We start from the raw sequence: 13036 nt of genomic DNA, 5'->3' as shown, positions 1-13036 counted from the left end.
AACAATCAAATGATCCACTAATATTCAGCTAACAGAGCACAAGTTTACCGCCTGGGGTACGGCAATATTTTCATTGAGGATTTTTTTTAATGCTAGTCTAGACTGTGGCTGAATAAACCAGGGTTTAAATAGAAAACCTTGTACTAAATCTACCCCTAATTCACAAGCCATTTGCAGTTGTTTGTGGGTTTCGACGCCTTCTAGCACTGTTTGTTTATGACTGGCTTTAGCGTAGTTGAGTAAAGCGATGAACAGTTGTCGCTGTTCTGGTTTATCGAGTAGTTGCAACCAACTGATATCAAATTTAAGGCAATCGACTAGGCTCAGCAGTTGCAGTGATAGCATAGAGTGTGGTGCACCTATGTCATCAAGTGCGACACCTATTTGTTGTTTCTTTAGTTGCGCCACCAGTTTTTCTGAGCGCCGAGCATCACTGATGCAAGTGTTCTCAATAATCTCAACGGTAGTGGCTTCTCTGCTGCTAAGCAATGCAAGCATTGCCGGCGTATTGTCTGTGTCTAACGCATGGGGGTCGATGTTAAGAAATAGCGGCAGTTTGGGTTTGCTCTGCTCGATTTGTAGTAATTTGGCGTGGTACTCCACTTTAGCGAGTTGCTCGTCTTGGCTATGAAGTTGCTCAAAGATTTGATTCGGCGGGGTAGGGACTCCCTGTTGGTCATAAAAACGAGATAGTGCTTCATATCCAGCGATTTGTTGCGTTGCAGTGAAAACCAAAGGCTGGTATTCACATCCCATACTCAGAGAAAGTAAATTAAGCATTGCTTGCCAATATCTAGATGTTATTGAGAATTATTAACATTTATATCAGGTTATCTATTAAGTTAATACTCTTCTTTTAATATCTGATTTAAGTGGCTAAATATTCTACTTATTTAGCCGTTTTTACCATATGATATATCTGCCTTTTGGTAACAAACTAGTACTTTCTGTTCCATTCTTCTTCGCTAAATAGTTGTGGCTGCTTTTGTTGTTTTAATTGGTATATCACTCGATAACTGAGTAAGGCTTGTACATATTCCCGTGTTTCCGTAAATGGGATTGACTCGATAAAAGTCATTACATCTAATTGGCCATCCGATTTTTTAAGCCAAGATTTTACCCGATGCGGCCCGGCATTGTAGGCTGCGGCGGCTAACACACGGTTACCATCAAATTGCTTGAGTAGATGGGCGTAGTAGGCGCTGCCGAGCGGGATATTGATCTGGGCTTGATACAAGCTACGCTGACCTTGGTAATTAAGTTTATAACGTTTGGCGGTATCTTTGGCAGTGCCAGGCATGAGTTGCATTAGCCCTCTGGCGCCTACGCCCGATGTGGCGTAAGGATAATAAGCACTCTCGCGGCGTGCGATAGCGCGTAAATCATCAACGTCTACTTGGCGTTGGTCGGCTGCTTGGGTGAATAGTGGCGATTCAACAAAAGGGAAGCGCATGGTCATATCGTTCCAGGCGCCGGCTTTTATGCTGGCTTGAACAGCAAGATCATGCCATTGGTTGGAGACCGCCAAAGCGCCATATTGTGCTTGAATGCTTTTATCATGGCGGCCTAATAGCATTAACCATTCTGCGCGGGCATCAATGGTTTTGTCGATGGCCATTAGCTCAGTGACTCGGCTCAGTCCTTTATCATTTTTCAATTTCGCTTGAATTTGTGGATCGGATTCCGTTGCTTGATGGCCCATATTGAAGGGCTGCTCAGTTAAGTAAGCGGCAGTAAATCCGTAGAAGTTTCGCTGTGTGCTTAAATTGCTAAGATCCTGAGGTTGCTCAGTAAGTCGGTGTGACCAATACTGCCAGCGTGCTTTATGGCGATTATCATCACTGAGCAAGGCTAAAAACTGCGGCACTTGCTGGAGTTCATTTTGCCGCAGTGCCCAGCGAATCCGTAAAATGACTAAATCATCGGAATCGAGCAGCGGCAACATTTCATCGACAAGGCTTTGCAAGCCCATTTCTTGTTTGATAATGGCACGGCGAATTAAGTGACGCCCAAGCTGGCGTCCTTGGTAGTCGGTAAATCGGTCTGCTTTTTGGTAATCGGCAAATAACGTGACCGCTTTGACCACATCCTTTTTGGCTAAACGTCTAAGGCCAGCATCGACTATGTCGCCATTGATTTTAGCCTGTTTAGTAAACCGGCTCTTATGTCTCAGGCTACGAGGGTCTTTATAGACTGCAAGCAAACGCTTAGCCTGATCTTGATGACGAGTGATCTTGCGGCTTAGATACTTAAGCAGGCTAGTTTGACCGGCATTAAAAGCTAGCAGCATTCTTGACCAAATCAGCTCTTGTGAGCGTAAGCCTGCTTTTTCCCACTGTTTAAATAGCGGGTCACACTCTTTAGGTTGTGAGCGCCCGTGGAGCCACAGTTTTTCCGCGCCAGCATAGGCAATTTGCGGTTCCCTGCTGACCTGAGCACGATAGTAATAACACTGCAGCACCTTATTATTCGGCGCCTGTGGGCTTATCGCTAGGAAGTCTTGCCAGCGCCGCTGGCTACCGGCGCGTTTTAAGTATCGGTAGCGTGCGCTGTTATACAGTGGTGTGTGTCTAAATTGTTCAATGGCCTGGGCGGCTTGTTCGCCGTCCATTTTCAAAATCTTATCGATATCAGCATGAAAGTCTAAATAGGGCACCAAAGGATAATCATTGAGTTGTTTTCGCAATGATTGATAAGTCGTAAGTTGGCGCTTATCTAATGCTTTTCTGGCATCAAGATAGCGCTGTTGTTGCTCTGTTAATGGCTGGGCGACCACTTGATTGCTCATTAGCAGGCAACTGATGATCAACAGTACATTGATGGGGGCAAACAACACCTTGCGCATTACTACCTCTGTTGCTATCAATGGATTTAATGGCCTAAGCTAAAATGTGCATCCTTGCTGACACTTTTGGCTTAGCGGACTATTTGTCATCTAGCGTTTCATCTAATGTTTCATCGAGTGCTGTATCGAGCATGATTGGCTCAATTTGTTTACTGGTGGCGACGCCCAATTGCTGCATTTGGTGTGCTTGCCTGACTAAGTTACCTTTACCGCTAGCGAGCTTCTTCATTGCGTTTTGGTAGCTTTTGTCTGCACTATCTATCGCGCGGCCCACCTTTTCCATATCGTCTATATAGCCGCACAGCTTATCGTATATCTTTGCGGCCTGTTTGGCGATATGTTGTGCGTTCTGATTTTGGTATTCATAACGCCAAATGTTATTGATGGTGCGCAGCGCGACCAGTAAATTAGTTGGGCTAACCAACATAATGTTCTTTTCAAGGGCAAAGTTGATAATGCTGGGGTCGTGTTCAAGGGCGAGTAAAAACGCGGGCTCCAGTGGAATGAACATCAATACATAATCTAGGCTGTTGAGCCCATGTAATTGTTGGTAATCTTTAAGCCCTAAACCTTTAATATGATTACGAATTGATTGGCAGTGCTCGCTTATTGCAGCTGACTTTTCTGCCTCATCATCACTGTTAAAATAGCGTTCATAAGCCAGCAGTGACATTTTTGCATCAATAACCACGTCTTTATTTTCGGGTAAATGTACAATCACATCGGGCTTAAAGCGTTTGCCGTTATCTGATTTTAAGTCGGTTTGAGTTCGGTATTCATGGCCTTCTCGCAGGCCACTTTCTTGTAGCACTCGCTCTAAAATGACTTCGCCCCAGTTTCCTTGCTGCTTGTTGTCACCTTTTAAGGCTTTCGTCAGATTTGTCGCATCTTGGCTCATTTGTAAATTGAGCGCTTTGAGTGACTCTAATTGATGGGTAAAAGCGCTGCGCTGAGATTGCTCTACGGTGTAGGACTCTTGAACTTGTTTTCTAAATCCTTCAATTTGCTGCTTAAATGGTGCCAACACCTTGTCTAATTGTGCTTGGCTCTGCACGCTGAGCTTTTCACTTTTATCATCAAATATACGGTTGGCCAAGTTTTCAAACTGAGTAGTCAATCGTTGCTCAGATTCTTTCAAGTGGGCCACTTTTTCTTCTAAAGCTTGTTGCTCAACATTAAACGTTGCTTGTTGGGTCTGCGCCATCGCGTGAGATTTTGACAGTGCTAGTTGAGTTTCAATCTGTTTGCGCTGGGCATCAGCTAACTGCTGTTCTAATGTTTCAGTGCGATTGGCTTGCTGTTGCGCCATGCCTAATAACGTGAGCTGCTGTTCAAGCTTATCGGATAGCTTTTGCTTGTCGTTGGTGAGAGTGTCAATGTGTGCGTCTTGGGTGTCCATCTGTTGCGCTAATTCTGCCACCGTATCAGAATGGAGTTGCTCAAGTTCGGTGCGCACTTGTTGCCAACGATGGCGGGTGAGTTTTTGGTTCAGTAATGCACCAATTAATAAGCCTAGAAATGCGATTCCCGCGAATGCGGCAATCTGTGGTGCTGTGAATGCGAGGTCAAATGCCATGAAGTCGGACTCTCTAAGAAAAAGTGCAGTAAGATTGGCATGCAACAAGGTGATCTTCAAGTGTTTAATCCCCGTATGAATAACCTTTAAGCATTTGTTTAAAAAACAATGAAATAATTTTGGCTAAAGTCCGATCCTATCAATAAGAATGACAATTTATGAGGGCGGCAGTAATGGCAGCATCAAATTTTAAACGCGGTATTTTACAAAAGCCACGCTGGTCAATCAGAGAAAATCAGGTGACCCCAGAGGCAGTATTTAATGACAGGCGTGCCATCATTAAAGCGTTAGGCCTAGGTGCTGTGGGTGCATCATTACCAGGTCAAGTGCAAGCAGGATTGTTTGATCTTTTTGGTGAATCTAAAGCTCAAGACCCTTTTGTGACCAAAAAGCTTGATTTCAGTAAGAACAGTCGTTTTGAAGTCAATGAACTATTGACCCCTGAGAGCAAGGTTATTAGTCATAATAATTTTTATGAGTTTGGCACCAGTAAAACCGATCCACTCGATAACGCCCAGGGCTTTAACGTTAACCCCTGGCAGCTAAAGATTGATGGCTTAGTGGATAAGCCCATTACGTTAAACTTTGATGATTTAACCGGTATTTTACCATTGGAAGAGCGAATCTACCGCTTACGCTGTGTTGAAGCGTGGTCTATGGTGATCCCTTGGGTCGGATTTAGCTTAGGTTCGTTGCTTAAACTCGCAGGGGTGAAAAGCTCAGCAAGCCATATCGCTTTTGAAACCCTTTATGATCCTGAACAAATGCCCGGCCAGAAAAGCCGCCTTATGGGCGGCGGAATACATTATCCCTATGTTGAGGGGCTAACACTGGCGGAAGCGATGAATGACTTAAGCTTTTTAGCGGTGGGCTTGTATGGCAAAACCTTGCCCGCGCAGAACGGTGCCCCTATTCGTTTGGTTGTGCCGTGGAAATATGGATTCAAGAGTATTAAATCCATTGTGCGAATTCGGGTATTGGATAAGCAGCCGCCCACTAGCTGGAATCAATTGGCGCCTCAAGAGTATGGCTTTTACGCCAATGTTAATCCTGAAGTTGATCATCCACGGTGGTCACAAGCGTCTGAACGCCGCATTGGCGAAGGAGGCTTGTTCTCGGCCAAACGTATTGCAACCTTGCCGTTCAATGGTTACCAAGAGGAAGTGGCATCTTTGTATTCTGGCTTAGATTTACGCCGTAATTATTAATGCGAGGGAGTGGATGTTGAGATTGAGCTCAAAACAGTTATTACTGATGAAGGCGGTGTTTCACCTGCTCGCTATTTTACCGATAGTCTATTTAACCTTGCTAGTTTTGGCAGATAAAGCGGGTGGCGATCCGGCGCAGTATATTATTCATTATACCGGCATGGGGGCGCTCAACAGCTTAGTGGCTGTCATGCTAGTTAGCCCGCTGGCCAAAGCGCTGCGCTTTAGCGCATTGATGCAAACGCGTCGCTTGTTAGGTTTATACGTATTCTTTTACGCTTGCTTACATGTGATGTCATTTTTTGCTTTTGATCTGCTATTTGCTTGGGATCTGCTTATTCAAGAAGTGATTAAGCGTCCTTATATCTTGCTCGGTGCGGTTTGTTTTTTATTGTTAGCTTTGTTAGCAATCACGTCTTTTGCCAAAGTTCGCCGTAAGATGGGTCGTCGTTGGCAACAATTGCACAATAGTATCTATTTATTGGCATTGGCAGTGCCGGTGCATTTTTACTGGTCGGTAAAGTCAGAAATCATTGAGCCGATTGTGTATATCTTAATACTAGCGGGCTTGCTGATCTGGCGTTGGGTTAAGTCGCCTAAAAGACAAAGAAAAAGCGCACACTTTTCTGGGCGGGCAGCGGCTAAGAAGATAGGCGCTTAGGTTTTTTGCTGAGGTGAGTTGTTTGGTCGGCGCTGACTAAGTTTGGACTGCTATCGGCTATATAAAAACTGTTACCTTGCGCCTTTTTGGCGCGATACATTGCGTGGTCTGCCGTTTTAACTAACAGTGGCAAGCTGTCGCCGTTATGGGGAAAACAACTGATGCCGACACTGATCTGCAGTTGATGTTGTTCAACCTTGTCAGGGTTTTGCTCTGCGCTATGCTGGCCGCGAAGCGCGTTTTTATGTTGATTTTGCTGATTATATAAATCAATTTGGCTAAATAGTTTTTCAACAATCACTAATGTTTCATTTGGATCTTTAATCGGCTCGATACAGATAATAAATTCATCACCGCCAAGCCGGCAGCAAATATCAGCCTGTCTTGTCATGGCGGTGATGCTACGAGCAAGAGCTTTTAGCATATCGTCACCAGCGCCGTGGCCATAGACATCATTTATCTGTTTGAATTTATCGATATCAATAAACAGTAGCGCCAACCCTTGATGGTGCCGTCTACATCGGCTCAAAGTCTTGTCGGCGAGGCTTTCAAAGGCTCTTCGGTTTAATAGTCCGGTCAAATCATCATGTTCTGCAAGATGTTGTAACTTGAGGTGCTGCGATTTTAAGGCTTTTGCTTGGGCTTCAACCTCGTTTGCAAGTGCTTCTTTGCGTTGAGTGATAGTCGCCAATGAGCGTTTCATCTGGTTGTAATGTTGCCCTAGGGTTTTAAACTCGTTGTTGTGGCTGATATGAACTTGACTGTCTAAATCGCCCTTAGCCATTTTCTTGAATTCGTCAGTGAATATGCGTTGGCCAGCCCTTAAGCGGCTTAAGGTAAACAAATTAAATGAAATCACCAACAAGGCGATAATCAGCAGCGTTGAGCCAACGATATAGAGTAGTTTATTTTGGGTCGATTGGGCATTGCCAATCACAAGTTGTTGTAACTGAGTCAGCTCTTCTCCCATTGATAGCATGGTGGTATTTAGTCTGGCGGTTAACATACCCGTTGCTGACAAAATGCTGGTGTCATTGTTGGTGGAGGGGGCGGTCTCAGCTAAGCGCAGTAGACTATTTAGCGTGCTATTAAGGCGTTTTATATTGTTTATAAGCATTTGCTCTTGAGGTCTTTCAAGCTTTAAAGCTTGCAGTAATTGTCCGAGTTGATTACGCGCTTCATCTGCCTGAATACGCGCCGCCGTGTCTTGGTATTTCTGCAGTAACCAGAGTTTGCCTTTGAGGTTAGCGATAGATTGCTCGATCTCTAGGACGTTTTGGAGTTTGTCATAGCTATAAGTTTGCACCTCTTTTAAGCCAAACAGGTTAATACTGATCATTACCACTAATAAAATTGCGAGAATAAGTTGCGTTAATATCTGGCTTTTAATATTCATGTTGATAACTAGTGGTCGCGGTTATTTAAAAGAGCTTGAGTTAAATATTTGTCGTCAATTAACAGTCTATAGTCTGGCAATTGTTTGGCATCGACTAAGTTGGCTGCTTTAGCCCACCGCGCTTGGGTTTGCAGGTTAGCAATTAATGAATTATTAAGTGATAGTCTAAAAATATAATCTTCCCAGCCCCAATCAAGCTGTTTTGGTGAGATATTAAGGTAGTCGCTAACCAGCTGTTTAGCTTGTTCTGGAGAGCTAGCGATATATTGGCTAGCTTTTCTTAATGCGGTGAGAATAGACACTAATTGCTCGTCGCTAAGATTATTGTGAGTATTGGCGATGAGATTAAAACTCAGGTTATAACTGCCTTTACTATTAAGGCTGGCAATCTTTTCGCCATAGGCTTTATGCAGGCGATAGCCGTAGGGCTCCCAAATAGATATCGCGTCAACTTCGCCAGCTAATAGTGCTGGGCCTAAATCTTGTGGAGCCATATAAACCGGTTTAATGGATAAATCTGCATGGCCCGTCATAATCAAGTAGGCATACAAAAAAAACTCACTGGCGCTTGATTGCACCATACCAATGCGCTTTCCCCGCAACTGTTGTGGCGTGGATAACTCACTTGTGGTGAGCGATAGCAATTTGATGTCATTGTCGGACTCGACAAAACTGGAAATAATTCGAAAGTCACTGCGACGAAAGCTATTAAACATCACAACTGACTCGGAACTCGTTGCGAGATCAGCATCGCCTTTCATTAAGGCTTCAAAACAGAGGTGGCCGCCGCGAAGTGGTTGCAGCTCTACGTAGATATTCTGCTCAGTAAAATAATCCAGCTCTTGAGCAATAATAATCGGTGCAGACAAGGGCGTGGTCGATATAGCCATACGAATAGTCTGTTGCTCATTGACTTGGGCAGCTTCCTTGGTCGCCATCAGCAGATAACCAACGGCTACGGCAGCCATGATCATTACGCCTTTTACTAAGGTTGAATTCATCCAGTTGAGTTTCTGTTTTACCATTAACCTTATAAATATAGTGGATTAATGCTGAACTGCTTAAGTTTGGTGGAAAAATAACCATAAAGTTGTCGTTTTAATTGCTGATGACTTTGACAAAAACCGCTCCATGAACAAGGTTTATAACATTAACTATAAAAACTCTTTAGAAAGAGGCTAGCCATGGATTCAATTAACAATCTGTTTAGAAAGATTAAAATATCGAGTCGTCTGTTTTTGATGCTGGGCCTGTCTATTCTAGCTACAGCATTAATGTTTATTTTTGCATTGATCTCTATTGAGCAGTTACTGATGGAAGAGAAAGAGGCCAAGTTATCCTCATTGGCTGATGTAGGCGAGAAGGTGATAGCAGGGTTTTATGAGCAATCACAACAAGGACTGCTGAGTGAAGAGCAAGCCAAAGCTGGCGCAATCGCGGCGCTGGATAAACTGCGTTATGCCGGCAAGGAGTATTACTGGACCATTGACCGACAAGGGGTGATGGTCCAGCATGCTTTTGCCAAAAAATTAGTTAATACCAACGTATTAGGGATGAAAGATCCTAATGGTGTAAGGTTATTCCAAGAGATGGTTACCGGTACGGCTAATAGTGAGCGGACTAAAGTTGAATATATGTGGAACCGCCCTGATGCATCTGAGCCAAGTCCAAAGATGAGTGTGGTTAAACGCTTCGAACCATGGGGCTGGATCACGGGTACAGGTATTTATGTTGATGATATTGATGAGCAAAAATATGCTTTTACCTGGCAATACTTACTTATTGGTGCCATTGTCTGGTTGCCTGTTGTGGCGCTGCTATTTTTCATCACCCATAGTATTTCTAGGCCAATGCAGCAGACCATACATGCCTTTGAAAATATCGCTAGGGGTGAGGGCGATCTTACACTTAGGTTAGAAGAAAATGGGGCTGATGAGCTCAAGGAGGTGGCAGAGCGATTCAATGCATTCATTACGAAAATTCAATCGGTTGTTGCATCCGTTGCCGATTCGGTTGGCCACAGCCGAGGTCTTGCTGTTGGCCTTGCAGATATTTCGGCCCAGGCCAACAAAGTGACTGACAATATGCAAACAGAAACCGAGAGTGTTGCCACTGCGATTAACGAAATGTCGATGGCGGCGTCTGAGGTGGCATCAAACGCACAGTTGGCTGCTGATAGTGCGGCCAGCGCAGATACGGAAGCGGACCGGACCACTCAAGTTGTTGATGGTGCCGTATCAAAAATTAATGTGTTATCTGATGAGCTAGAGACAACATCGCAAGTTGCTCAAGAACTGCAAGTTAATTCAGCCAAGATAGGTCAGATCTTGGACGTGATTGTAGGTATTGCTGAGCAAACCAATCTACTAGCTCTAAATGCAGCTATTGAAGCGGCAAGGGCTGGCGAAGCTGGGCGCGGTTTTGCAGTCGTTGCAGACGAGGTGAGAACACTCGCGAGCCGAACCCAAGAGTCTACACAAGAGATTAACGGCATTATTGATGCGATTCGAGATTCTATTGAAAATGTGAATAAATCGGTTGAGAGAGCTAAAGTGCAATCCAGTGAAACGGTCAGTGAAACCTCTGAAGTGGTTGAAGCGTTACATGTAATTAAATCATCGATTAGACAAATATCTGATATGAATATTCAGATCGCAACCGCGACCGAAGAGCAAAGTGCGGTGATAGCTGAGCTAAATATGAATGTAACCCGTATCAATGATATCTCACTAGAGAACCAGCAAAAAAGTGTTCAGATAGGCGATTCAAGCGAGCAGATACAACAAGGTTCATCGCAGCTAGAGCAGTTAGTATCGAGCTTTAAAGTATAGTGTATAAGATAACTCAATCCTGGCGGTTAATTTTGTTGGGATTGGGTTTTCATCACTTGAATAACTTCTTCGTAGCTCATATTAAACTGACGAGACAAATTGATCACTTTAGTCTTATATGTTTGTATGTGCTCCTGCTTAATAATTAACCGTTTTTTATCTTCAACAAGTTCATTAACTGACTCTTGTAAAATAAGCATTTTGCGCAAGCTAAGATCTAACGTTTGTAAATATTTTTCCATCTGCTCCTTGTTTCTAGCATTTTCTAAAGAACCTTCATACTTTTTATATTTACCATAGCTGTCAAGCGCTACTAATGCTTGCTCTACATCATACTGTCTATTCATTATATTTGGGCTCTCTTAATAAAATTCTTAGGAAAGTTAATTAATGTGGCTTGTTTGTATAATTATATATCAGTAAACAATATTGTTTGTAAATAAAAACGGTGTCTATATTAAATTTAGTTTTTTGGCTATCAAGCAGTCACTAATAATGGTGGTAAAATCTACGTTGATACCAAATTAAATAGCTATTTAATCTTGGCAGAACCTAGCAGCTCGTATTCTAGATGGATACGATCACGAGATGGTCATAATTTTTGCCTAGGCAGCACGTGTTTCAACAGCTATGCTTATGTTAAAGTTACGATTATTACACGCTATTTAACTGTTGGATGGATTCGAGTATGAAAGTAGTAAAGTGGATTTTGGTAGCAGTGTTGCTGCTATTTGTGTCGCTAGCGGCCTATCTTACCTTAGTTTTTGACCCCAATGACTTTAAACCGCAGCTTGTGGATGCGGTTAAAGATAAAACGGGTCGGACACTTACAATCAACGATGATTTGGAGTGGACATTTTTCCCCACCGTTGGAATTAAGCTCGGGGGCATTGCGTTGTCAAATCCACAGGGCTTTGATAAAGCAAATATGCTGGCTGTGAACCAAGTGGTAGCCAGTGTGGCGTTAATGCCACTATTGAGTAAGCAAGTAGAAATAGAAGAGATCAGCCTAGACGGATTGACTGTTAATCTTGCGACCTACAAAGATGGCCGCAGCACTTTTGATGGTCTAGCCGATAGCGGCAATGCTCAGGTTGAAACACAACCAACTACACCGGCAGCTGAGTCATCGGGAATCGCTATTTCCTCTATTGATATTGGTGGCATTAATATCACTAACACCCAAGTAGAAACATTTGATCAAGCAACGGGCGTCACCCAGACTTTTGAACTCGCTAGCATCCAATTGAGTCAATTTACTTTAGATGAATTTGCCAAACTGAGTTATCAATTTAAAGGGCAACTGCCGGATATGTTGGTTACCAGCGAAGGTGAGGGGCAAGTTAAAATTTCCAGTGACTTTAGTGAATATGAGCTAACCGAATTAAAGGTGAGTAATAGTGTCACTGGTAAGTCGATCCCACAAGGCAGTATGACGATTAACTTAACCACAGATATGTCAGTTAACGTTGCTCAGAAAATCGCTAAGCTAGAATTGAAATCATTCAGTGCTGCAGATATCAGTGCGAGCGGTAAAGTTGATGTTAACTTCGCAAACAAAGTGCCAAATGTTAACGCTAAGCTGGATGTTGGGCCTGTTGACCTGGACAAATTGTTAGCTAGTACAGACAGTACGTCTGCACAAGGTAAAGAGCCGAGTCAGCCGACCGGTGGCTCGCAAACAGAGCCCGATCTTCGTGGACTTAAACAGGTCAATGGCACGTTTGATTTAACCATAGAATCAGTCAAAGTCAGTAACTTAACCACTGAAAAATGGGTGATGAATACCAATTTGAAAAATGGCGTGTTGAGCGTTGATAAGTTAGCTGCCGAGCTTTATGAAGGTAAATTGCAAGCCTCAGCGAAACTTGATGGTCGCAATGAAGTAGCCAGTTACCAATTCAACAAAAAAATTACCGGTGTACAAATCAGGCCTTTACTGGTTGATGCGGCTGAAATTGATATGTTGGCAGGTGAAACAAACTTTGAGCTATCTGGGAGTGGTAAGAGTTTAATCACTGACAATATTAAACGAAACCTTAACGCCAAAGGCAAGTTTGCAGCGCTAGATGGTGCGCTTTACGGAGTCAATATTCCGCAAATGATCCGTGATGCTCAGGCAAAAATGAGTGGCGACTTTTCGAGTAGTAAAGCCGAAGAGAAGAAAACTGATTTTACCAGTCTAACTGGTAGCTTCTCTATTGCTAAAGGCGTATTTAATAATCAAGACTTAGAGATGGCCTCACCGCTTATCCGTTTGACGGGTAAGGGCAATGCTAATTTACTTAGCGAGACAATTGATTATGCGCTAACGACCTCTGTGGTGGGATCGCTTGAGGGGCAAGGTGGGGGAGAGCGTGATGCACTATACGGTGTTGAGATACCATTTGCTATCAGCGGCAGTTTCACTGAACCTAAGTTTGCTTTAGATACTCAAGCTTTACTCGATTCGAAAATCAAAGAAGAAACAGATAAGTTAAAAGATAGCTTGTTTAAAAAGCTCGGTGGATTCTAAGCGT

10 protein-coding genes are annotated in these 13036 nt (G+C 43.4%); 4 read left to right on the top strand and 6 right to left on the bottom strand.

Annotation, left to right across the window (positions count from 1 at the left end; genetic code table 11):
- Positions 1 to 24 precede the first annotated feature (24 nt).
- The 3 genes from FLM48_RS11950 to rmuC form a co-directional block, all read right to left on the bottom strand.
- Positions 25 to 780: an EAL domain-containing protein gene (locus FLM48_RS11950; protein WP_179024789.1), complete on the bottom strand. Its 756-nt coding sequence runs from the start codon at positions 778 to 780 to the stop codon at positions 25 to 27.
- 157 nt (positions 781 to 937) lie between these two features.
- On the bottom strand, positions 938 to 2845 hold the full coding sequence (locus FLM48_RS11945) for a transglycosylase SLT domain-containing protein (RefSeq protein WP_179024788.1): 1908 nt from the start codon (positions 2843 to 2845) through the stop codon (positions 938 to 940).
- 79 nt (positions 2846 to 2924) lie between these two features.
- Positions 2925 to 4421, bottom strand: a complete 1497-nt coding sequence (gene rmuC / locus FLM48_RS11940) for a DNA recombination protein RmuC (RefSeq protein ID WP_179024787.1) — start codon at positions 4419 to 4421, stop codon at positions 2925 to 2927.
- Between the two features lie 173 nt (positions 4422 to 4594).
- Between rmuC and msrP the strand changes: the two genes are divergently transcribed.
- Positions 4595 to 5629, top strand: a complete 1035-nt coding sequence (msrP, locus tag FLM48_RS11935; protein WP_179024786.1) for a protein-methionine-sulfoxide reductase catalytic subunit MsrP — start codon at positions 4595 to 4597, stop codon at positions 5627 to 5629.
- A 13-nt stretch (positions 5630 to 5642) separates the two neighbouring features.
- Complete coding sequence (gene msrQ, locus FLM48_RS11930) at positions 5643 to 6290, top strand: protein-methionine-sulfoxide reductase heme-binding subunit MsrQ (RefSeq protein WP_179024785.1); 648 nt, start codon at positions 5643 to 5645, stop codon at positions 6288 to 6290.
- Here msrQ and FLM48_RS11925 read toward each other — a convergent pair.
- Positions 6271 to 7686, bottom strand: a complete 1416-nt coding sequence (locus FLM48_RS11925) for a diguanylate cyclase (protein ID WP_179024784.1) — start codon at positions 7684 to 7686, stop codon at positions 6271 to 6273. The genes msrQ and FLM48_RS11925 overlap by 20 nt on opposite strands.
- 8 nt (positions 7687 to 7694) lie before the next feature.
- Entirely contained in the window at positions 7695 to 8687 is a 993-nt protein-coding gene (locus tag FLM48_RS11920) for an ABC transporter substrate-binding protein (RefSeq protein ID WP_179024783.1), read from the bottom strand.
- 183 nt (positions 8688 to 8870) lie between these two features.
- On the opposite strand from FLM48_RS11920, the gene FLM48_RS11915 reads away from it, so the two are divergent.
- Entirely contained in the window at positions 8871 to 10517 is a 1647-nt protein-coding gene (locus tag FLM48_RS11915) for a methyl-accepting chemotaxis protein (RefSeq protein ID WP_028772681.1), read from the top strand.
- A gap of 26 nt (positions 10518 to 10543) precedes the next feature.
- Here the strand turns inward: FLM48_RS11915 and FLM48_RS11910 are convergent, their stop codons facing one another.
- Positions 10544 to 10864, bottom strand: coding sequence for a hypothetical protein (locus FLM48_RS11910; RefSeq protein ID WP_179024782.1), 321 nt, complete (start codon positions 10862 to 10864; stop codon positions 10544 to 10546).
- 341 nt (positions 10865 to 11205) lie between these two features.
- Here FLM48_RS11910 and FLM48_RS11905 point away from each other — a divergent pair, with 341 nt between their 5' ends.
- Entirely contained in the window at positions 11206 to 13032 is a 1827-nt protein-coding gene (locus FLM48_RS11905) for an AsmA family protein (protein ID WP_179024781.1), read from the top strand.
- Positions 13033 to 13036: the final 4 nt, after the last annotated feature.

This window comes from Shewanella sp. Scap07 (assembly GCF_013394145.1).
Taxonomy (GTDB): domain Bacteria; phylum Pseudomonadota; class Gammaproteobacteria; order Enterobacterales; family Shewanellaceae; genus Shewanella; species Shewanella waksmanii.
This window is presented reverse-complemented; position numbering and strand designations above follow the sequence as displayed.